Raw genomic sequence first — 22,519 nt, forward strand, 5'->3', positions numbered from 1 at the left:
TCGGGATGCGGCAGATCGAATACTCGTACGGCGCCCATACGGCGTAGGTCACACGCAGCGGGCCTCATGCGTCACAAAGTGCACACCTTCCCCCACAAGCGGTCAGGATGAGCGCTCAGACGGTCCAGGTCGGCTCCAGTTCGACGATGTCACCGGTGAGGGCGGCGATGTCCGCCTCCGTCTGGGCGCGCAGGGCGAGCCGCTCCACGCGTTCGGTGCGGTACTTTCCGTGCTCGGCCTCGGAACGCCACATCGACAGGACCATGAACTCGTGGCCGGGCGCCTCGGCGAACAGCCCGCGGATCATGCCGGGCGAGCCGGCCATCGCCGGATTCCACACCTTCTCCTGCATGAGGGTGAAGTGTTCGGCGCGCTCCTCATGGACCCTGCACAGCGCCACGCGCAGCAGGTCGGAGTCGGTGAAGCGGGGCTCGAAGCCGGTCTTCACGTCGAAGCGGTGGTCGAACAGGCGGACCTGGGCGTCCTTGAAGGTGCCTGCCTGGGCCGCGGCCAGCCGGTCGTGGGAGCGCGCCATGAAGGAGTCGTAGAAGGCACGGCTCTCCCAGAAGGCGAAGACATGCGCGACCGAGGGCCGGCTCCTGCTCCAGCCCCCGCCCTGTCCCCGAAATCCCGGCTCCCCCAGAAGCCCCGCCCACTTTCGCTGTCCCCGTTCGAAACCGCGGCGGTCCACCACGGTGCAGCGAATCCACTTGACCAGCACCGCGCCATGGTAAGGCCACAGGGCGTGGCGTCGGTCACTCTCTGGCGCAGAGCAGCCATGCCGTGAGCCACGCGCGCGTGGCAGGATGGACAACCGGCCCTGATGATCGGGGACTTCAGGGCAAGGTCGGACGGTGAACGGGGAGGGAAGTCCGTGAGCGGCATCAACAAGGGGCTCCGCAAGATCGAGCTGTCGCTGAAGTGGGACCCGAGTCCGGCGGGGCAGCCCGCCACCGATCTGGACATCGTCGCCGCGACGTACCTCGCGAGCGATCCGTCCGGGGCACCCGCCTATGTGGTGCACTTCGACAGCCGCTCGCCGGACGGCACGATCTATCTCAACCGCGACAGCAAGGACGGCAAGGGGTTCGGCTGGGACGAGGTCATGACGCTGGAGCTCGAGCGGCTGGACGCGCGGTACGCGCGCGTGGTGGTCGGTGTCGTCATCCAGCAGCAGCCGGCGCACCGCACCTTCGTCAGCGTCCTCAACCCCGCCTTCCGGATCCGGGAGGGCTACACGGTTCTGGACGAGGACGAGTTCGGTGACGTGCTCGGCGCGACGGCGGCGACCGTCGGGGAGTTCGTGCGCGAGGCCGACGGCTGGACGTTCCACCAGGGGGTCCAGGGGTTCGAGGACGACCCGGCGACGTTCACCAGGGTCATGGGCGAGGTGCGCCGGCCCTGATCCGGACGCCGCGGTCGCGCGGCGAGAAACACCGAGGGCGGTGGAGCCGAGGACCGGCTCCACCGCCCTTGCCAGATCGCGGGGACCTGGCCGGAACGGCGGGGATCAGCTGCAGCCGCTGGTCGAGCCGCAGCCCTCGCAGATGTAGCAGGACCCGGCGCGCTGCATCTTCGTACCGCAGGAGAAGCAGAGCGGGGCGTCGGCCTGGATGCCCAGCTGCATCTCCACCAGCTCGGCGCTGGTGTGGGCCTGCTTCGGAGCGGGCTTGACCGCCTCGGCGGCGGCCTGCGGGGTCGCGACGGCCTTCAGGTCCGTCTGGCGCGGGGCCGACTGGGCCAGACCTTCGACGTCGACGTCCTCCTCGGTCGGCTCGTAGGAACCGGTCTCCAGGTGGCGCTGGCGCTCCTCGGCGGAGTGGATGCCGAGCGCGGAGCGCGTCTCGAAGGGCAGGAAGTCGAGCGCCAGGCGGCGGAAGATGTAGTCGACGATCGACTGCGCCATCCGCACGTCCGGGTCGTCCGTCATACCGGCCGGCTCGAAGCGCATGTTGGTGAACTTCGAGACGTACGTCTCGAGCGGGACGCCGTACTGCAGGCCCACCGAGACGGCGATGGAGAAGGCGTCCATCATGCCGGCGAGGGTCGAACCCTGCTTGGACATCTTCAGGAAGACCTCACCAAGGCCGTCGTCAGGGTAGGAGTTGGCCGTCATGTAGCCCTCGGCGCCACCGACCGTGAAGGAGGTGGTGATGCCGGGACGGCCCTTGGGGAGACGCTTGCGGACCGGGCGGTACTCGACGACCTTCTCGACCGCGGTGCGGATCGTGTCCTCGGCCTTCTCCGTGATCTCGGCGGTCTCCTGCTCCTTGCTGTCCTTCGTCTTCGCGGAGAGGGGCTGGCCGACCTTGCAGTTGTCACGGTAGATCGCGAGCGCCTTGACGCCGAGCTTCCAGGCCTCGAAGTAGATCTCCTCGACCTCCTCGACGGTCGCCGTCTCCGGCATGTTGACCGTCTTGGAGATGGCGCCGGAGATCCAGGGCTGGATGGCGGCCATCATGCGGACGTGGCCCATCGGGGAGATGGCGCGCTCGCCCATGGCGCAGTCGAACACCTCGTAGTGCTCCTGCTTGAGACCGGGGGCGTCGATCACGTTGCCGTTCTCGGCGATGTGGGCGACGATCGCCTCGATCTGCTCCTCCTGGTAACCCAGGCGGCGCAGGGCCTGCGGGACGGTGCCGTTGACGATCTGCATCGAGCCGCCGCCGACCAGCTTCTTGAACTTGACCAGGGCGAGGTCGGGCTCGACACCGGTGGTGTCGCAGGACATCGCGAGGCCGATCGTGCCGGTCGGGGCGAGCACGGACGCCTGGGAGTTACGGAAGCCGTTCTTCTCGCCGAGACGCAGTACGTCCTGCCAGGCCTCGGTGGCGGCGGCCCAGACCGGGGTGTCGAGGTCGTCCATGCGGACGGCCGTGCCGTTGGCGTCGGCGTGCTGCTTCATGACGCGGTTGTGGGCGTCGGCGTTGCGGGCGTAGCCGTCGTACGGGCCGACGACCGAGGCCAGTTCGGCGGAGCGGCGGTAGGCCGTGCCGGTCATCAGGGAGGTGATGGCGCCGGCGAGGGCGCGGCCGCCGTCGGAGTCGTAGGCGTGGCCGGTGGCCATCAGCAGGGCGCCGAGGTTGGCGTAGCCGATGCCGAGCTGGCGGAACGCGCGCGTGTTCTCGCCGATCTTCTGGGTGGGGAAGTCGGCGAAGCAGATGGAGATGTCCATCGCGGTGATGACGAGCTCGACGACCTTCTGGAAGCGCTCGGCCTCGAAGGACTGGGTGCCCTGGCCGTCGTCCTTGAGGAACTTCATCAGGTTCAGCGAGGCGAGGTTGCAGGACGTGTTGTCCAGGTGCATGTACTCGCTGCACGGGTTCGACGCGGTGATCCGGCCGGACTCGGGGCAGGTGTGCCAGTTGTTGATGACGCCGTCGTACTGGATGCCGGGGTCGGCGCAGGCCCAGGCGGCCTCGGCGATCCGGCGGAAGAGCGCCTTGGCGTCGACCTCCTCGATGACCTCGCCGGTCATCCGGGCGCGCAGGCCGAACTTGCCGCCCTGCTCGACGGCCTGCATGAACTCGTCGTTCACCCGGACCGAGTTGTTGGCGTTCTGGTACTGGACGGACGTGATGTCGTCGCCGCCCAGGTCCATGTCGAAGCCCGCGTCGCGCAGGACGCGGATCTTCTCCTCTTCCTTGACCTTGGTCTCGATGAAGTCCTCGATGTCCGGGTGGTCGACGTCGAGGACGACCATCTTGGCGGCGCGACGGGTGGCGCCACCGGACTTGATGGTGCCGGCGGAGGCGTCGGCGCCACGCATGAAGGAGACCGGGCCGGAGGCGTTGCCGCCGGAGGACAGCAGCTCCTTGGAGGAGCGGATGCGGGAGAGGTTCAGGCCGGCGCCGGAGCCGCCCTTGAAGATCATGCCCTCTTCCTTGTACCAGTCGAGGATCGACTCCATGGAGTCGTCGACGGCCAGGATGAAGCAGGCGGAGACCTGCTGGGGCTGCGGGGTGCCCACGTTGAACCAGACGGGGCTGTTGAAGCTGAAGATCTGGTGCAGCAGGGCGTAGGCCAGCTCGTGCTCGAAGATCTCGACGTCGGCGGCGGAGGCGAAGTACTTGTGGTCCTCGCCGGCCTTCGAGTACGTCTTCACGATGCGGTCGATCAGCTGCTTGAGGCTGACCTCGCGCTGCGGGGTGCCGACGGCACCGCGGAAGTACTTGCTGGTGACGATGTTGACCGCGTTCACCGACCAGAAGTCGGGGAACTCGACGCCACGCTGCTCGAAATTGACCGAGCCGTCGCGCCAGTTGGTCATGACGACGTCACGACGCTCCCAGACCACCTCGTCGTACGGGTGCACGCCGGGGGTGGTGTGGATGCGCTCGATACGCAGGCCCTTGGTGGTCTTCGCGCCCTTCGCGCGGGACCCTCGTGCCGGACCGCTCGCCGTCTCTGTCATGCCGCCTCCCTGTACAGGCAAAAACGCCCTGAAATGCCACGATGTTCCCGTGGCACGGTGTGGTGTCTGGTGCTGCGGACGTCGATGCGCCTGGTCCGCAGCAAGTCTTGGTCCGCCGCCGCCCGACCGGATCCGGGGTCTCCGCCCGGTTCCGGTCCGCCGGGTCAGTCGGCGGCGTGGGCGGGCTCGGGGACCCGCGTGGTCCCTCCGCGCCCGCCGTCGTCCTCCTGGCCCCCCACGACAGCGTCCGGGTCGCCTTCGCGGTCGTCGTCGTCCGCGCCGGGGCGTCCGGTCTGGTCCCTGAGTTCCGCGATCGCGGCCTCGAAGTCCTCGAGCGAGTCGAAGGCCCGGTAGACCGAGGCGAACCGCAGGTAGGCGACGAGGTCGAGTTCCTGCAACGGGCCGAGTATGGCCAGGCCCACGTCGTGGGTGGTCAGCTCGGCGCTCCCGGTGGCCCGCACCGCCTCCTCGACCCGCTGGCCGAGCTGGGCGAGCGCGTCCTCGGTGACCGGCCGCCCCTGACATGCCTTGCGCACGCCGTTGATGACCTTGGTGCGGCTGAACGGCTCGGTGACTCCGGACCGCTTCACCACCATGAGCGAGCACGTCTCCACGGTCGTGAAACGACGGGAGCAGTCAGGGCACTGGCGGCGCCTGCGGATCGACGTGCCGTCGTCCGTCGTACGGCTGTCGACGACACGGCTGTCGGGGTGCCTGCAGAAGGGGCAGTGCATGAAGTCCCAACCCTCCTCACAGCAGACTCAATGGCCTCGCCGGGCCTCACGGGCCCCTCGAAGCAGCCCCAAGCATAGGCGATCCTCGTGGATGCGAAGACCATGGGCAACACAACTTGTGGGCCGCTGATGACATCCAAGCACTAGATATGGGGCTTGGACCATTCAGCCAGGCCGTGTCGCGTGTCGCGGCCGAACCCTTCACCCCACGCGTTCCCGCCGTCACGGCGAGCACCCGAAACGCGCCCCCACGCGCGCGTGGACAAGCATGTCCGCGCGGCGCGTACGGCGATATCGTGGGCACGGCGGTGAGCACCCGAGGGACTCTCGCGCACATGCGGGAGCGGTCCGTCGACCGCGGGGAGCTGATGGCAAACTGGGGCGGCACCGCTCCGGGGCGCCCCCGGCGGTGAACAGTACAACAACGGACCCTTCCATCCGCCGGTCATCACGTTGGCTATACACCCAGACACATGATCAAGTCAGGCTATCCACACTTTTTCACTCGAACGTGTGTTTGGCGCAACCTTTCGAAAGCAACTACCGTTGTGCAGCAGGGAGACAACCGAGAGGGGCCGACGACGTGACCACCACCGCAGACAGCGCCACCATCACCGCCCAGGACCGCTCCCAGGGCCGACTCGAGCCGGTGCATGCGATGAACGAAGCCGTGAACCCGGAGGGGCACAAGCGCTCCCTGCCGGGCCGACCTCCAGGCATCCGGGCGGACAGCTCGGGCCTGACCGACCGGCAGCGCCGAGTGATCGAGGTCATCCGGGACTCGGTACAGCGGCGTGGCTACCCGCCGTCCATGCGGGAGATCGGACAGGCCGTCGGCCTGTCCAGCACGTCCTCGGTGGCGCACCAGCTGATGGCGCTGGAGCGCAAGGGCTTCCTGCGCCGCGACCCGCACCGCCCGCGCGCGTACGAGGTCCGCGGTTCCGACCAGGCCGTCTCCGTACAGCCCACGGACACCACCGGCAAGCCCGCCGCGTCGTACGTCCCCCTGGTGGGCCGGATCGCCGCCGGTGGCCCGATCCTCGCCGAGGAGTCCGTCGAGGACGTGTTCCCGCTCCCCCGGCAGCTCGTCGGCGACGGTGAGCTGTTCGTGCTGAAGGTCGTCGGCGACTCCATGATCGAGGCAGCCATCTGCGACGGCGACTGGGTCACCGTGCGGCGCCAGCCCGTCGCCGAGAACGGCGACATCGTGGCGGCCATGCTCGACGGTGAGGCCACCGTGAAGCGCTTCAAGCGCGAGGACGGCCATGTGTGGCTGCTCCCGCACAACGCCGCGTACGAGCCGATCCCCGGCGACGACGCGACCATCCTCGGCAAGGTGGTGGCGGTTCTCCGCCGCGTCTGAGCACGGCGGGCGGCCTCACCTCCTCCGCCCCCCCTGACTGGGCCCCGGGATCCCTGCGCCGGTTCCGGGGCCCTGTGCTGTTCCCCTACGCCTGCTCGGCCTCGGTCTGCCGTGCCATCGCGTCGATCGCCGCGAGCGACTTCCGGACCTGGTTGCGGTCCGTGGTGTACCAGAAGTCCGGCAGGGAGGCCTTGAGGTAGCTCCCGTAGCGGGCCGTCGCCAGTCGCTGATCCAGTACGGCCACCACGCCCCGGTCCCCCGACGCGCGGACCAGACGGCCGGCCCCCTGGGCCATCAGCAGCGCCGCGTGTGTGGCGGCCACGGCCATGAAGCCGTTGCCTCCGGCGTCCTCCACCGCTTTCTGGCGGGCGCTCATCAGCGGGTCGTCCGGACGCGGGAACGGGATCTTGTCCATGACCACGAGCTGGCAGCTCGCCCCGGGCACGTCGACGCCCTGCCAGAGCGACAGCGTCCCGAACAGACATGTCTTCGGGTCCGCCGCGAAGTTCTTGATCAGCTCACCCAGGGTCTCCTCTCCCTGGAGCAGGATCGGGAACTCGGGGATGCGCCCCCGCAGCTCCTCGGCCGCGAGCTGTGCGGCGCGCATCGAGGAGAAGAGGCCCAGCGTCCGTCCACCGGCCGCCTGGATCAGTTCGGTCAGCTCGTCCAGCATGTCCGCACGATCGCCGTCCCGCGCGGGGCGCGACAGATGCTTGGCGACGTACAGGATTCCCTGCTTGCGGTAGTCGAAGGGCGACCCCACGTCGATCCCCTTCCACGGAGGAAGGTCGTCTCCTTCCATGCCCTCCGGCGCGAGTCCCAGGGAAGCGCCCACTCCGTTGAAGTCGCCGCCGAGCTTCAGCGTCGCCGAGGCCAGGGTCACGGAGCGGTCGGCGAAGAGCTTCTCCCGCAGCAGGCCCGACACGGACATGGGGGCGACGCGCAGGGAGGCTCCGAAGCGGTCGTGCCGTTCGTACCAGACGACGTCGTACTCCGAGCCGGCCACGATCCGCTCCGCCACGTCGTGCACGCTCTCCACGGAGGCGAGCGCCTGCTTGCGGACGGCGTCCTCGTCCTGGACGGACCGGTCACGGGTGGCGCCGATGGCGGAGATGACGGCGCGCGCGGCGTCGCGCAGGGCCATCAGGGCGTAGTTGAGGTCCTCCGGGATCTCCTCCAGGCGGCCCGGCAGGGCCAGCTCCATCAGGCGCTCGAAGCCCTCCGCGGCGGTCTGGAGCTGGTCGGCCACCTTCTCGTCGACCAGCTTCGCGGCCCGGCGCACGGCCCGGTTGACCTGGCCGGGTGTGAGCTCGCCGGTGGCGACGCCGGTGACCCTCGACACCAGTTCGTGTGCCTCGTCGACGATCAGCACCTCGTGCTGCGGGAGGACCGGGGCGCCTTCGATGGCGTCGATGGCCAGCAGCGCGTGGTTGGTGACGACGACCTCGGCCAGCTTGGCGCGCTCACGGGCCATCTCGGCGAAGCACTCGGCGCCGTAGGCGCACTTCGTCGCGCCGAGGCATTCCCGTGAGGACACCGACACCTGGGCCCAGGCGCGGTCGGACACGCCCGGGGTGAGGTCGTCCCGGTCGCCCGACTCCGTCTCGTCCGACCAGTCCCGCAGCCGCAGCAGGTCCTGGCCCAGCTTGCTGCTGGGCGCGGCCGCCTCGAACTGGTCGAAGAGGCCCTCCTCCTCGTCCTGCGGCACTCCCTCGTGCAGCCGGTGCAGGCACAGGTAGTTGGAGCGGCCCTTCAGCATGGCGAACTCGGGGCGCCTGCGCAGCAGCGGGTGCAGCGCGTCGACCGTGCGCGGCAGGTCGCGCTCGACCAGCTGGCGCTGCAGGGCCAGGGTGGCGGTCGCGACCACGACCCGCTCCCCGTGCGCGAGCGCGGGCACCAGGTAGCCCAGCGACTTGCCGGTGCCGGTGCCGGCCTGGACCAGCAGGTGGGATCCGTCGTCGATCGCCTCCGCGACGGCTTCGGCCATGGCCACCTGGCCGGGGCGCTCCGTACCGCCGACAGCGGCGACGGCGGCATGGAGGAGTTCGGGAAGTGAGGGCTTCGTCATAGCGCGACCACCCTACGGCTCGGCACTGACAAACGGGTGATCGCGCAGGTGGTCGGCGGGGACGACAGCGAGGGAAGCGGTAAGCGGTTCACGGTGCGGACTTCTCGGATTCGGGACGGGAAAGGGTCGGGAAAGGGCCTGGGGAGACATCGGCAGGCGGAGAAAAAATCCTCGGAGATTCTCGGGGCGGGTGGGAACCGGCTGGAATCCCGAGCCGTTGCATGGGTGACAGGACGATTACTGACAGTCACAGAACCTCTCGGAGGTGTCTGTCCCTGACCATGAGGCCGGCCCGCTTCGCGGGCAGGTCGAGCTCGGCGCAGAAGCGGAAACCGGCACGAAGGAAGGCGGCGATGGAGGGGGTGTTGCGGAGATCGGGTTCAGCTACGACGCGTGAGCAGGCGGGCCTGCTGTCGAACAGGAGGTCGGCGACGGCCCTGAGCAGCAGTCCGCCGAGTCCACGCCCACGGGTGTCCGGGCCTGCGATGAGGAGATGGATACCAGTGTCGTGAGGCCGGGCCGGGTAGTGGCGGGCCAGCGGGTCGAGATCGGCCCGGTAGATCTCCCAGTAACTCATCGGTGCGCCTTCCAGCAGACCGAGGCACGGAAGGCTGTGGCCCTCGGTGAGCTGGCGGCGAAGGTGCCGTTCGGTCACGGTCCGGGGTCCCGCCAGCTCCCAGAAGGCGGCGACCGCGGGCTCGTTCATCCACCGGCCGATGCGGGACAGGTCCCGGTCGACCTGTACGGGGATCAGATGGAAGGCGCCTGCGGGTGTGGGGGTGGGTCCCCAGCCATCCGGCCGGCCGAGCAGAGCTGTGGGCGCGGCGCCGGCGACGGCGAGCGGGCCGATGGGGGGCACGTCGGGGCTCCTCTCAGCAGGGTCGAAGGGGGGCGATGTCGCGTAGGCGGACGGTTCAGGAGTGCAGGGGGTTGGCGATGGTGACGTACACGGACTGGGTGTCCACGGGGCCCACGAGTTCGTCCATGCCGTGCAGCCGGGTCAGCAGGTTGGCCTTGCAGCGCAGCACGGGTGAGTCGAGGAGGCGGGCGGGCAGCGAGCTGCGGGACCGGTCGGGGCCGCAGGCCGCGGTGGTGAGGAAGCGGCGGAAGGCGGCGAGCAGCAGATGTTCACCGGCAAGACGCTGTGAGCCGAAGGCTCCGACGAGCCCGAGGACGTTGTTGATACCCAGGTAGTAGGCGAAGCGCTCGTCGGTGACGGCGTCGGAGACGAAGGTGTCGCTGTGCTCGCCGATACCGGGCAGCCGGGCTTCGAGTTCCGCGCGGCGGGAGTCGCGGAAGTAGTAGCCCTGGTTGTCGCGGTACCGGCCGCCCGTGGGCCAGCCGTCGGGGTCCAGCAGGAGGAGCGTGTTCTGCTGGTGGGCCTCCAGGGCGATGCCCGCTTCCCCGTCGAGCCAGAGCACCGGGCGCACGACGTGTTCCAGATAGCGCAGGAACCACTCGACGGCGACGGTGGCGAGCGGGCGCCCCGTCCGGGTTGCGAGCCGGGTCACGACCTCGGCCAGCCGGGAGCGCTGTTCGGGTCGCGCGTCCGTGGCCGGGCTGAAGCCCCCGGCGACGCGGGGGGACGGCCGGGGCGAAACCAGGCCGGCCACACAGGAGACGTCGTCCGCGGGCTTGAAGGGGTTGTGGCGGATCACCACGTCCAGCCCCGGCACCGGGTGACCGTCGCTCCCGTCGACGGCCAGCCAGGCGGGGTCGCGGACGATGTCGAAGCCCGGGTGGGCCGCCTGCCACCGCCGGGAGAGTCCGGCGCGCAGGAGGCGGTGGACTTCGACGCCGCGATGGAGTTCCTTGCGCAGGTTCTCCCGACGGGAGTTGGTGATGTGCAGACCGAGCGACGTCTTGAGCATCGCCGGGGCGGCGGACCGGTAGACGGTGCGCAGGGAGGAGGTGGGATGCCAGGGACTGCCGAGCGGGCCGAGGTCCCGGAGCAGTCCGCTTGCGAACAGGGCGGCGACATCGGGGCGGTGACCGACCTCGTGCCGTTGCCAGGGGTGCATCGGCAGGAGGGCGTAGCCGTCGGGCAGCGTACGGCGGACGGGCAACGGCAGTCCGGTGTCGGCGAGTCGGGACGTCAGCCGGTCCGCGGGGACGGTACGCCCGCTTTCCGTCCACGCTGAGTCGGCAGCCAGCACGGAGGGTGCGACAGCCAGCCAGTGAAGCAGGAAGGAGCCGCGCAACTCGGGTGAGTACAGCCGTGTCTCCGCGTCGGAGAGGCCTTCGCGGCTCTTCGGGGTGGGGTGCAGAGGGTGGCCGAGGAGCAGGGCCTGTTCGGCCGCGAGGAACAGGTCGGGGCCGTCGGCGGGGTGCTTTCGGCGCTCGCGGATGAAGTCGGCCGTCCGGCGGACGGAGTCCGCGACGCGGGCCACCAGGGCGACCTGGTCGAGGCCGTGGCCGACCGGTGGGGATGAGGCGGGCGTCTCGGCCGCGTCGGGCAGGGCGGGCGCATCGACTGGTCCGAGCGGCCGGGGCGCATCGGGGGTCCCGGTTTGTGCGGATGCCGCGAGCGGCTCGTGTGTCGCCGACGTCTCGGGAGTCTGAGGATTCGCTGGCGGTGCGGGGATCGCCGGCGTCGCGGGCATCGCTGGCGTTGCGGGGATCGCTGAAGTCCCCGGCGTCTCTCGGGAGAGGAGCGCGGCGAGTGTGACGGCGTCCACGGGTGGGGACTGCTCGGGGGCGTCGGCGAGGCGTGGGAGACCGAAACGGTGCCAGCCGGTGGGGGACCAGTGGTGGACGGGGGTGAGCAGGGCGGTGCCGCTGGCGGGGAGCGGCACTTGGAGGATGCCTTCGGCGGGGGCGGCCAGGCCTGCCTCGCGCACCCAGCAGCGCAGCAGGCTCTCCACGGCCGCCGCCTGGGCCGCGGTGTGCGGGTCGAGGTGATCGAGGGGGTGAGCAGGGACGAAAGGCCTCGGTGCGGCGGGGGCGGTCTGACGCTGCTGGGGAGGGACGGACCCGTTCGGGGTGACATCGGTCGACGTAACGGAGGAGGTGGACGCTGATGGGACGGAAACAGCGGTGGTGGGACCGGAAGAGCGGGTGGGCTCGGGGAAGTCGTTCACGGGCGTTCCTCGTCGGGTGGGGCCGGCGTAACCGGCGGCGTGACGGGCCGGGACGGCGGTGGGGTCGCGGCGGCGTGGAGCGGCCGGCCGGTGTCCGTCCGCCGGGCGGGGTGGGCGAGGGGTCGGCGCATGGGCGGAGCCGCCGCGGGGCCCTCGTCGTCGTACGGTCTGCCGACCCTGGCTCACCGCGTGCGGCCCGCGCGATCGTGCGGCTCAGGAACCTGCTGCTTGGACTGCCGGTTCGGCTGGTTCTCGTCGCCCTGGTTCTCGTCGCCCTGGTTCTCGTCGCGCCGGTTCTCGTCGCGACGGTTCTCGTCGCGACGGGGTTTGCGGCGGGCGTGTCCACGGGCCGCCGCCTCGATCGCGTCGGCCAGCCGGTCGAGCACGGCGGCGGCCTGTTCGTCGGTGATCGTCAGGGGCGGGAGCAGGCGTACGACGCTCGCGTGGCGGCCGCCCAGTTCGACGATCAGACCGCGGCGCAGACACTCGCGCTGGACGGCGACGGCAAGGTCGGGGGCGGCGGGGTGGGGACCGCGAGCGGGAATGGCGTCCGTGCCCGCGGAGTCCTTTTCTCTCTCCTCCCGCTCCGGGGCGACGAGTTCGACGCCGAGCATCAGTCCGCGTCCGCGCACGTCGCCCATGCACGGGAAGTCCTCGGCGAGGTGCCGGAGGCGGCCCAGCAGGTGGGCTCCAAGGGTGGCCGCGCGTTCGGCGAGGCGGTTCTCGCGGACGTGGGCGAGGGTGGCGGTGCCGGCCGCCATGGCGAGGTGGTTGCCGCGGAAGGTGCCGGCGTGGGCTCCCGGTTCCCAGACGTCGAGGTCGTCGCGGTAGACGACGACGGCCAGGGGCAGGCTGCCGCCGATGGCCTTGGAGAGGACCATCACATCGGGCGTGATCCCGCTGTGTTCCACCGCCCAGAAGGCGCCGGTGCGACCGACGCCCGTCTGGACCTCGTCGGCGATGAGGGGGATGGAGCGGTCGGCGGTGATCTGCCGCATGCGCCGCATCCAGGTGTCCGGCGCGGGGATCACACCGCCCTCGCCCTGGACGGGTTCGAGGATCATGCCGGCGGGGCGCCGGACCCCGGACTTGGGGTCGTCGAGGACGGACTCGGTCCAGCGCGCGGCGAGTTCGGCGCCGCGGTCGCCGCCGACGCCGAACGGGCAGCGGTAGTCCTGCGGATAGGGCAGACGGGCCACGCGGACGTCGAAGGCACCGCCGGAGGCTTCGAGGGATCCGGTCGTCATGCCGTGATAGGCGCCGGTGAAGGCGAGGACGCCCGTGCGGCCGGTGGCGGCGCGGACCAGGGTGAGCGCCGCTTCCACGGCGTCCGTTCCGGCCGGCCCGCAGAACTGGACGCGGGCACGGTCGGCGAGTCCGGGCGGCAGGGTGCTGAAGAGTTCGGTGACGAAGGCGTCCTTGACCGGGGTGGCGAGGTCGAGGACGTGCAGGGGTGCACCCGAGTCGAGGACCTTGCGAATGGCCTCCAGGACTACGGGATGGTTGTGGCCGAGTGCGAGGGTGCCGGCGCCGGAGAGGCAGTCGAGGTAGCGGCGTCCGTCGGCGCCCTCGACGGTCAGTCCGCGGGCGCGTACCGGCACGATGGGGAGGGCGCGCGCATAGGTGCGCGCCGCGGACTCGCGGGCCGATTGGCGCCGCAGGATGCCGTCGTGCGCGGGGCGTCGGCCGGCCTGGCCGGCGGGGGACCTTCCGGCGGTCGATGGTCCGGTGGATCTCCCCGGAGGGACCTCCTCGGGCACTGGCTCGGTCACGGCTTGCTGTCCTCCCGCGGTTCCGGGGGCCGCGCGCGGGCAGCGGAACCCCCACCGCTACCAACCCCGGACGGGCGGCCTGGTTACGGGTTGCCTCAAGATCCCTGCCGTGACGGAACCGTTGCCCTCCTGTCGGAAGTCCCCCACAGCGAACGCATATCGTGAGGGGGCATCGCACAGGGCCGTGGGACCCGGCTGAACTCGCGTGAGAACACGCCGGGTTCCGCCCCGCGGGACCCGCCGCAGCATCAAGTTCGTTGACAGCAGGGGGAGCCAGACCATGCGATCGATACGCCCGTCGTTCACCGCTCGTCGAGGGAGGACCGTGCGCCGCAGAACCTCCCCCGTGCTCGGCGCCGTCGCCCTCGCCTCGGTGCTCGCGCTCACCGCGACCGCCTGCGACTCGGGCGGCGCCGACGCCGACGGCAAGGCCACCGCGTCGGCCACGGCGGTCGGCGACGGAAAGATCACGATCCCGGACGACATCAAGGACCGGCTCAAGGAGCACGGGATCGATCTGGACAAGTGGAAGAACGGCGCGTGGAAGAACTGGGACAAGGACGACTGGCTGCGTGAGGCCCAGGACTACGTGAACCCGATCATCAAGGGCCTGTGGGACCCGGACCGGATGCGGGAGGCGGAAGACCCGGACCGGCGAGTCGACGACAACGACCTCTCCGGCGACCAGGGCGTGACCGACCCGACGCCCGAGCCCGTGGACGCGAAGGCCGTGCCGACGACGTACCACGCCAACGCCCCCGAGGCGGGCAAGGTGTTCTTCGACTCCCCCGAGGGCACGATGGTCTGTTCGGCGACGGTCGTGAAGGACCCGGCCCACCCGGGCAAGTCCAACCTGGTGTGGACGGCGGGCCACTGTGTGCACGCGGGCAAGAAGGGCGGCTGGTACCGCAACATCGCGTTCGTGCCGTCGTACAACGACAAGGGTCTGTCCGCCGAGCGGCTCCAGACGGCCACCAAGGAGGAGGCCGCGCCCTACGGTGTCTGGTGGGGTGACTGGGTGAAGACCTCGGACCAGTGGATCGCGCAGGGCGGGGAGACGGGCGGTGACGGCGCGCCGTACGACTTCGCCGTGATCCATGTGACGCCGGAGGCGGGCGGTTCCGGCAAGTCGCTGGAGGAGACGGTCGGTTCGGCACTGCCCGTGGACTTCGACGCTCCGGCGGTGCCGAAGGTGGACGGCATCACCGCGACGGGTTATCCGGCCGCGGCGCCGTTCGACGGGCAGAAGCTCTACCAGTGCCAGGACAAGCCGGGGCGACTGTCGTTCAACGAGTCGGACCCGACGATGTACCGCATCGGCTGCACGATGACCGGTGGTTCGTCCGGCGGCGGCTGGGTGGCGAGGGGCGCGGACGGCAAGCCGGCGCTGGTCTCCAACACCTCGGTGGGCCCGGTGAAGTCGGGCTGGCTCGCGGGGCCGCGGCTGGGCGAGGTGGCCAAGGGTGTGTACGACTCGGTGAGCGACAAGTTCGCCGAGTGAGCGACGGGCCGCCGGGCAGGAAGCGCGTCGGCGGCCCATGACGAAGGCCCGCCCCCTGGAGTGCTTGGCAAGGGGGCGGGCCTTCGTGCGTCGGCCTTCGCAGGTCGGCCTTGGCAATCGGCCTCGTGTGTCGGTCAGGCGAGGGGTGCCGGGACGTACGGTGCGAGGTCCGCGGCCAGTTCCTCGTGCACCCGCACCTTGAGGAGGGTGCCGTCCGCCGTGTGCTCCGCGGAGATCACCTCGCCCTCGGTGTGGGCACGGGCGACGAGCTTGCCGTGGGTGTACGGCACCAGCGCCTCGATCTCGACCGAGGGCCGCGGCAGCTCGTCGTCGATGAGCGCGAGCAGTTCCTCGATGCCCTGGCCGGTGCGGGCCGAGACGGCGATGGAGCGCTTCTCGATCCGCATCAGCCGCTGGAGGGTCAGCGGGTCGGCGGCGTCCGCCTTGTTGATCACGACGATCTCGGGCACCTGGGTGGCGCCGACGTCGTGGACCACCTCGCGCACGGCGGCCAGCTGCTCCTCCGGGTTGGGGTGCGAGCCGTCGACCACGTGCAGGATCAGGTCGGACTCGCCGACCTCCTCCATGGTCGAGCGGAACGCCTCGACCAGGTGGTGCGGCAGGTGCCGGACGAAGCCGACGGTGTCGGCCAGCGTGTACAGGCGGCCGCTCGGGGTCTCGGCCCGGCGCACGGTCGGGTCGAGGGTGGCGAACAGTGCGTTCTCGACGAGGACGCCGGCGCCGGTGAGACGGTTGAGCAGGGACGACTTGCCGGCGTTGGTGTAGCCCGCGATGGCCACCGAGGGCACCTTGTGGCGCTTGCGCTCCTGACGCTTGATCTCGCGGCCGGTCTTCATCTCCGCGATCTCCCGGCGCATCTTCGCCATCTTCTCGCGGATGCGCCGCCGGTCCGTCTCGATCTTGGTCTCACCGGGACCACGGGTGGCGAGTCCGCCGCCCTTGCCGCCGCCCATCTGCCGGGACAGCGACTGACCCCAGCCGCGCAGTCGCGGCAGCATGTACTGCATCTGCGCGAGCGCGACCTGCGCCTTGCCCTCTCGGGACTTGGCGTGCTGGGCGAAGATGTCGAGGATCAGGGCCGTACGGTCGATGACCTTGACCTTGACGACGTCCTCGAGGTGGATGAGCTGGCCCGGGCTGAGCTCACCGTCGCAGATGACGGTGTCCGCGCCCGTCTCGATGACGATGTCACGCAGTTCGCCGGCCTTGCCGGAGCCGATGTAGGTGGCCGCGTCGGGCTTGTCCCGACGCTGGATCACGCCGTCGAGCACCAGCGCGCCCGCGGTCTCCGCGAGGGCGGCGAGCTCCGCGAGGGAGTTGTCCGCGTCCTGCGCGGTCCCCGTGGTCCAGACGCCGACGAGGACGACCCGCTCCAGACGGAGCTGTCGGTACTCGACCTCGGTGACGTCCTCGAGTTCGGTGGAGAGGCCCGCGACGCGGCGCAGAGCCGCACGCTCGGAGCGGTCGAACTGGTCGCCGTCCCGCTCTCCGTCGATCTCGTGGCTCCAGGCGACGTCCTCTTCCATCAGGGCATCGGCCCGAAGACCTTCGGGGTAGGCGTGCGCGAAGCGCTTCGTGTCCTGGGAAAAGGAAGAAGAGGAGGTCATTGGGTCCTTACGTCGTGGGGATACCGATGCCGGCGGGGTTCACCTTCCATGCTGCACAACGCACGAGCACCGCGGGAGATTCCCGCCCTCGTGCCCCGCGCCCCGTGCCGCGCCGACCTGACGATGGTCGCACGGTACGCCCCGTCTCGTCACGGCCTTATTCCGGGCCCGGGGCCGAGGGAACTGTGCGGGCTGCCTTGGTGGAGTGGCGGGCCTTGGCGGAGTGGCGGGCCTTGGCGGACCGCGGAGCCGGAGAGGTCTGTGCGCCCGCCTCTCCCGCCGGCGTCGGCTTCCAGTCCGGGTGGCCGGGCATCGGCGGGGTCTTCTTCCCGTACAGCCAGCCCTGGAAGAAGGCGCCGAGGTCGCGTCCGGAGACCTCCTCGGCGAGCCGGCGGAAGTCCGCCGTGCCGGCGGTGGAGTCCTTGTGGTCGCGTACCCAGTCCCGCTCGACCTGCTCGAACGCCTTCTGGCCGATCTCCTGGCGCAGGGCGTACAGGACGAGGGCGGCGCCGTCGTACACGTTCGGGCGGAAGATGCTGATCTTCTCGCCGGGGGCGGGCGCCTTGGGGAGCGCCGGGGGGCCGCCGGCGGCGCGCCAGCCGTCGGACGCGCCGTACGCGGCCTTCATGCGCTCCTGGAGGGTGTAGCCGCTCTTCTCCTGGGCGTAGAGGGCCTCGTACCAGGTGGCGTGTCCCTCGTTGAGCCAGAGGTCGGACCAGGTGCGGGGGCTGACGCTGTCGCCGAACCACTGGTGGGACAGTTCGTGCACCATGATCGACTCGATGTACCACTTGGGGTAGCCCGGCTCGGTGAAGAGGTCCTTCTCGAACAGGGACAGGGTCTGTGTCTCCAGCTCGAAGCCGGTGTCGGCCTGGGCCATGAGCAGGCCGTAGGTCTCGAAGGGGTAGGGCCCGACCTTCTTCTCCATCCAGGTGATCTGGTCGGGGGTCTTCTTCAGCCACGGTTCGAGAGCCGCGCGGTCCTTCGTGGGGACGACGTCGCGGACGGGCAGGCCGTGCGGTCCGTCGCGGTGCAGGACGGTGGAGCGGCCGATGGACACCTGGGCGAGCTCGGTGGCCATGGGGTGCTGGGTGCGGTACGTCCAGGTGGTCGTGGAGCCGGACCGGTCCGCGCCGGTGGGCAGCCCGTTGGCGACGGCCGTGTAGTCGTCGGGGGCGGTGATCCGGATGGTGAACATCGCCTTGTCGGAGGGATGGTCGTTGCACGGGAACACCAGGTGGGCGACGTCGGCCTGGTTGGCCATGGCGAGGCCGTCGGCGGTGCGCACCCATCCGCCGTCCCGGCCGTCGGCGCCCATCGGGTCGCTCGTGTGCCGCACGGTGATGCGCGTCCAGTTGCCCGGCATCAGCTCATCCTCGGGGGTGACCACGAGGTCGTCACCGGCGGTCTCGAAGGTCGCGGGCCTGCCGTCGACCTCGACCGACTCGACGTCACCGTGCGCGAAGTCGAGGTTGATCCGGTCCAGGGTCTCGGTGGTCCACGCGTCGATGGTGGTGACCGCCTGGAGCGGCTTGCTGTTGGAGCCGGAGTAGGTGAAGGAGAGGTCGTACGACGCCACGTCGTAGCCGGGGTTGCCGAGGTACGGGAAGAGGCGGTCGCCGATGCCGAGCGGCGCCGCCGGGGCGCTCGCGGCGACGAGGCAGACGGACACGGCCGAGGCCAGCAGCGCGGACTTCAGCCGGCGGGCGGCGCGGGGCCGGGCGGCCCGGGGGCGCGGGGCCGAGGGGACGGGTGCCGGGGGTCGTGGGGCCGAGGGGTGGGGGGCCGAGAGACGTGGGGCCGAGGGGTGGGGGGTGAGCAGCATGGACCACCGCTACCAGCGCGCATCTGCCCTACGGCGGCGACTCGCGCCCTTCCCACCCGAACGGGTTGCCCCCGCGCGCGTGCGGGTGCGCCGGGCGGATCGAAGTCGTACGACCGGGCCCTGTCGGTGGGCTGCTCAGGAGGCCGAGGCGTGGTGCTGGGCCCTGCTCACGTCGTAGACCCCCGGGACGTTCCGCATGGCGCGCATGAGGGCGGGCAGGTGGGCCGCGTCGGGGAGCTGCAGGGTGTAGGTGTGGCGTACGCGCTGCTGGCTCGGGGGTTCGACGGTCGCGGAGACGATCTCGGCGCCCTCCATCGCCATGGCCTCCGTGAGGTCGGCGAGCAGATGGGGACGGCCGAAGGACTCGGCGACCAGCGTGACCCGGCACTCGGTGGTGTCGCCCCAGCTCACGTCCACGGCCGCGCGCCCCGCGTCCGCCATGCGCGCCACCGCGGCGCACTCCACGCGGTGCACGGTCACCACTCCCCCGCGCACGGCGAAGCCGGTGACCTCGTCGGCCGGGACGGGGGTGCAGCAGCCGGCGAGGCGCACGCCGGCGTCGGGGCGGCCGACGACGGTGATCGCGGTGTCGGGGCGGGAGAGCGGGGCGTCGGCGGCCGGGATGTCCGTCACCGTCCGCGCCGCGTCGACGCTCTCCTCGGGTTCGGCCGGGGCCGGGTGGGTCGCCAGCCAGCGCTGGATGGCGATCCGGGCGGCGGGGGTGTGGGCGTGTTCCAGCCACTCCCTGGAAGGCTCGGAGGCGGGGTCCTGGCCCATGAGCAGCTGGACGGTGTCGCCGTCGCGGAGCACCGTGCTCAGGGTCGCCAGCCGGCCGTTCACCCGGGCGCCGATACAGGCGTGCGCGTCCTCGCCGTACTGCGCGTAGGCGGCGTCGACGCAGGTGGCGCCGTCGGGGAGGCCGAGGGTGCCGCCGTCGGGGCGGAAGACGGTGATTTCGCGGTCCTGGGCGAGGTCCTCGCGCAGGGTGGACCAGAAGGTGTCGGTGTCCGGAGCGGCCTCCTGCCAGGCGAGGAGGCGGGAGAGCCAGCCGGGCCGGGTCGGGTCGACCCGTTCCCCGTCGGTCCTCGCCCCGTCCGTCCGCTCGCCGCCGGGGCGGTCCTCGTCCGCCGGGGTCCCCTCGCGGGTCTGCTCCTCCTGCGGACCGGCGTAGGGGTTGCCGAGGGCGACGACTCCGGCCTCGGCGACCTTGTGCATCTGGTGGGTGCGGATGAGGACTTCGGCGACCTGGCCGTCCCCGCGGGCGACGGCCGTGTGCAGCGACTGGTAGAGGTTGAACTTGGGGACGGCGATGAAGTCCTTGAACTCGGAGACGACGGGCGTCATGCAGGTGTGCAGCTCACCCAGGACGGCGTAGCAGTCCGCGTCCTCCCCTACCAGCACCAGCAGCCGGCCGAAGTCGCAGCCGCGCAGCTCGCCGCGCTTGCGCGAGACGCGGTGGACGGAGACGAAGTGCCGGGGCCGGATGAGGACTTCGGCCTGGATGCCGGCCTCGCGCAGGACCGCGCGCATCGCGTCGGCGAACTCGGCGAGGGGGTCGTCCGCGCGGGAGGCGTTGTCGACGATCAGCTCGCGGGTGTGCTCGTACTCCTCGGGGTGCAGGATCGCGAAGACGAGGTCTTCCAGCTCGGTCTTGAGGGCCTGGACGCCGAGGCGTTCGGCGAGCGGGATGAGGAAGTCCCGGGTGATCTTGGCGATGCGCTCCTGTTTCTCGGGGCGCATCACGCCGAGGGTGCGCATGTTGTGCAGCCGGTCGGCGAGCTTGATCGACATCACGCGGACGTCGCTGCCGGTGGCGACGAGCATCTTGCGGAAGGTCTCGGGCTCCGCGGCGGCGCCGTAGTCGACCTTCTCCAGCTTGGTGACGCCGTCGACGAGATAGCGCACCTCCTCGCCGAACTGCTCCCGCACCTGGTCGAGGGTCACATCGGTGTCCTCCACGGTGTCGTGCAGCAGGGACGCCGTCAAGGTCGTCGTCTCGGCGCCGAGTTCGGCGAGGATCAGGGTCACGGCGAGCGGGTGCGTGATGTACGGCTCGCCGCTCTTGCGCATCTGGCCGCGGTGCGAGGACTCGGCCAGCACATAGGCGCGGCGCAGGGGTTCGAGGTCGGCGTCGGGGTGGTGCGCGCGGTGGGCCTCGACGACATGGCCGATCGCGTCGGGCAGCCGGCCGCGGGCGGGGCCGCCGAGCAGGGCGGCCCGTCCCAGGCGGCGCAGGTCGATCCGGGGCAGGCTGCGCCTGCGGCTCGTGGCGGGCGCTACCGGGCCCGGCGTCGCAGGGTTCGTGGCCTCCGCACTCATGGGCACCTCCGGCTGCGTGGACCGGCGGACGGGGTGTCCCAGGGCGGACACGGCTCAGGGGACTTGGCAAAGGTCCCCCGTCCGGGCCGGTGCTTGATGCTACCGAGCCCATCACGTGCGACTGACCGCCTCTCGCCGAGCGTGAAACGGATCACCCATTCGAGCGACGATTCGGGGGTTTACGGTTTTGCGCCACCAGAACCGGGACCGGCCCCCCATTCGAACCCCTGACCCTGCCTCAGGTGTGCGGTTGCTCGCCCCGCAGCCGCACAGACCTGCGATACGAAGACGTCATCCCGTCAACGAGCCGCGCTTTCAAGCCAATCGGGATCGATCTCGCCTGTGGCGACGATCACTGCGGGTCCGGTCATCTCGATCTCGCCGTCGGGGCGCTCGGTGATCACCAGACGCCCGCCGGGGACGTCCACGGTGTAGGTCGCGGGGGTCCCGGTGACGGTCGGGTCGACGCCGTCCCTGCGGGCGGCGGCCACGGCGACGGCGCACGCGCCCGTGCCGCAGGAGCGGGTCTCGCCGGAGCCGCGCTCGTGTACGCGCAGGGCGACGTGCCCGGGTCCGCGGTCGACGACGAACTCGACGTTGACCCCGTCCGGATAGGCGGAGGCCGGGCTGATGGGCGGCGGGCTGTACAGGTCGCCGGCGTGCGCGAGGTCCTCGACGAAGGCCACGGCGTGCGGATTGCCCATGTTCACGTTCCGCGCGGGCCAGCTGCGCTCGCCGACGCGCACGGTGACCTCGCCCTCGGGGAGACGCGCCCGGCCCATGCCGACGGTGATGTCTCCGTCCTTGGCGAGGTGCACGCTCTTGACGCCCCCGCGCGTGGCGACGGAGATGTCCCCCTCGGGGACGAGGCCCGCGTGCTGGAGGTAGCGCGCGAAGACACGCACGCCGTTGCCGCACATCTCCGCGATCGAGCCGTCGCCGTTGCGGTAGTCCATGAACCACTCGGCCTCGGCCGCCATGTCCTTCGCCTCGGGGTGCGCGGCGGACCGCACGACGTGCAGCAGCCCGTCGCCGCCGATGCCCGCGCGCCGGTCGCACAGCGCGGCGACGGCGGTCGCGGGGAGGTCGATGACGTTCTCCGGGTCCGGGACGATCACGAAGTCGTTCTCGGTCCCGTGTCCCTTGAGGAAGGCGATCCGCGTGCTCATTCCTCGATCGTACGGCGTGGGTACGACACCCCGCGCACGCGTGCGTGCCGAGGCCCGGGGCACCCCTGCCTACGCGCGCGTGATTCCGCTCAGCGCAGGCGGGCCACGCGCCACACGGCGAGGACGGCCACCACGGCGACCAGGACGACGTACGCCAGGACGACCCGCCAGTCCGGGCGGCGGCCGGAACCGCGCGCGGGGAGGCCGGGCCACGTGTAACCAACGCGACGGGCGGCCATCATGCCCCAGCCGGCCGCGCAGGAGCAGATGAGCAGCCCCAGCATGGCGATCACGGCCCCGCTGTCGCCGAAGTCGAAGGCGAGCGGGAACGCGAACATCAGGGAGCCGGTCGCGGACAGGGCGACGATCGGGGCCAGCTGCCAGATCCGCAGCCGGCGCTGGGGGCGCAGCTCGACCTCGACCTCGGGCCCGCTCGCGAACATCTCCTCGGGCTCGGGCCCGTCGTCGGTCACCCCGCCGCCCTGGGTGTCGTCCACCACGTCGGGATCCACCGCGTCGGGCAGCGCGTGCCCGTCCCGGGGCTCCGGTTCCCCGCGCTCGGGGGTGAGGCCCTCGGTGCCTTGTGCGGTGTCACGAGGGCCGGCCTCCATCGCCACGCGCCCTCCCAACTCGGACTCCACTTGGT

The 22,519-nt window shown here is 71.0% G+C and carries 15 protein-coding genes; 3 read left to right on the plus strand and 12 right to left on the minus strand.

Annotated features, from left to right (window positions below; all coding sequences use genetic code 11):
• Positions 1-115: 115 nt before the first annotated feature.
• Complete coding sequence (locus U5640_RS10280; protein WP_340375495.1) at positions 116-721, minus strand: YdbC family protein; 606 nt, start codon at positions 719-721, stop codon at positions 116-118.
• Positions 722-874: 153 nt separating this feature from the next.
• Between U5640_RS10280 and U5640_RS10285 the strand changes: the two genes are divergently transcribed.
• The gene (locus U5640_RS10285; protein WP_340375496.1) at positions 875-1,405 is read left to right on the plus strand and encodes a TerD family protein; all 531 of its coding nucleotides are present in this window, start codon (positions 875-877) and stop codon (positions 1,403-1,405) included.
• Between the two features lie 105 nt (positions 1,406-1,510).
• Here U5640_RS10285 and U5640_RS10290 read toward each other — a convergent pair whose 3' ends face one another.
• Both U5640_RS10290 and nrdR read right to left on the minus strand, forming a co-directional pair.
• Positions 1,511-4,414, minus strand: coding sequence for a vitamin B12-dependent ribonucleotide reductase (locus U5640_RS10290; protein WP_340375497.1), 2,904 nt, complete (start codon positions 4,412-4,414; stop codon positions 1,511-1,513).
• Positions 4,415-4,578: 164 nt separating this feature from the next.
• Positions 4,579-5,148 carry a transcriptional regulator NrdR gene (gene nrdR / locus U5640_RS10295; RefSeq protein ID WP_067247497.1) on the minus strand — a complete coding sequence of 190 codons (570 nt, stop codon included), beginning with the start codon at positions 5,146-5,148 and terminating at the stop codon, positions 4,579-4,581.
• A gap of 583 nt (positions 5,149-5,731) precedes the next feature.
• Between nrdR and lexA the strand changes: the two genes are divergently transcribed.
• Positions 5,732-6,511: a transcriptional repressor LexA gene (lexA, locus tag U5640_RS10300; protein WP_340375498.1), complete on the plus strand. Its 780-nt coding sequence runs from the start codon at positions 5,732-5,734 to the stop codon at positions 6,509-6,511.
• A gap of 85 nt (positions 6,512-6,596) precedes the next feature.
• Here lexA and U5640_RS10305 read toward each other — a convergent pair whose 3' ends face one another.
• The 4 genes from U5640_RS10305 to U5640_RS10320 form a co-directional block, all read right to left on the minus strand.
• Complete coding sequence (locus U5640_RS10305; protein ID WP_340375499.1) at positions 6,597-8,579, minus strand: ATP-dependent DNA helicase; 1,983 nt, start codon at positions 8,577-8,579, stop codon at positions 6,597-6,599.
• A 247-nt stretch (positions 8,580-8,826) separates the two neighbouring features.
• Entirely contained in the window at positions 8,827-9,429 is a 603-nt protein-coding gene (locus tag U5640_RS10310) for a GNAT family N-acetyltransferase (RefSeq protein ID WP_340385033.1), read from the minus strand.
• A 64-nt stretch (positions 9,430-9,493) separates the two neighbouring features.
• The gene (locus U5640_RS10315; RefSeq protein ID WP_340375500.1) at positions 9,494-11,443 is read right to left on the minus strand and encodes an IucA/IucC family protein; all 1,950 of its coding nucleotides are present in this window, start codon (positions 11,441-11,443) and stop codon (positions 9,494-9,496) included.
• Between the two features lie 398 nt (positions 11,444-11,841).
• Positions 11,842-13,323 (minus strand): diaminobutyrate--2-oxoglutarate transaminase family protein, encoded by a 1,482-nt coding sequence (locus U5640_RS10320; protein ID WP_340385035.1) that lies wholly within the window; start codon positions 13,321-13,323, stop codon positions 11,842-11,844.
• Between the two features lie 388 nt (positions 13,324-13,711).
• Between U5640_RS10320 and U5640_RS10325 the strand changes: the two genes are divergently transcribed.
• On the plus strand, positions 13,712-14,932 hold the full coding sequence (locus U5640_RS10325) for a hypothetical protein (protein WP_340375501.1): 1,221 nt from the start codon (positions 13,712-13,714) through the stop codon (positions 14,930-14,932).
• Positions 14,933-15,066: 134 nt separating this feature from the next.
• Here U5640_RS10325 and hflX read toward each other — a convergent pair whose 3' ends face one another.
• The 5 genes from hflX to U5640_RS10350 all read right to left on the minus strand — a co-directional run bounded on the left by hflX (position 15,067) and on the right by U5640_RS10350 (position 22,484).
• Positions 15,067-16,560 carry a GTPase HflX gene (hflX, locus tag U5640_RS10330; RefSeq protein ID WP_340375502.1) on the minus strand — a complete coding sequence of 498 codons (1,494 nt, stop codon included), beginning with the start codon at positions 16,558-16,560 and terminating at the stop codon, positions 15,067-15,069.
• A 157-nt stretch (positions 16,561-16,717) separates the two neighbouring features.
• Positions 16,718-18,385 (minus strand): M1 family metallopeptidase, encoded by a 1,668-nt coding sequence (locus U5640_RS10335; RefSeq protein WP_340375503.1) that lies wholly within the window; start codon positions 18,383-18,385, stop codon positions 16,718-16,720.
• A gap of 135 nt (positions 18,386-18,520) precedes the next feature.
• Positions 18,521-20,704 (minus strand): HD domain-containing protein, encoded by a 2,184-nt coding sequence (locus U5640_RS10340; protein WP_340375504.1) that lies wholly within the window; start codon positions 20,702-20,704, stop codon positions 18,521-18,523.
• A gap of 299 nt (positions 20,705-21,003) precedes the next feature.
• Complete coding sequence (gene dapF, locus U5640_RS10345; RefSeq protein WP_340375505.1) at positions 21,004-21,873, minus strand: diaminopimelate epimerase; 870 nt, start codon at positions 21,871-21,873, stop codon at positions 21,004-21,006.
• An 89-nt stretch (positions 21,874-21,962) separates the two neighbouring features.
• Positions 21,963-22,484 (minus strand): hypothetical protein, encoded by a 522-nt coding sequence (locus U5640_RS10350; RefSeq protein ID WP_340385037.1) that lies wholly within the window; start codon positions 22,482-22,484, stop codon positions 21,963-21,965.
• Positions 22,485-22,519: the final 35 nt, after the last annotated feature.

The sequence above is a fragment of the Streptomyces sp. SS7 genome, assembly GCF_037993025.1.
GTDB lineage: Bacteria > Actinomycetota > Actinomycetes > Streptomycetales > Streptomycetaceae > Streptomyces.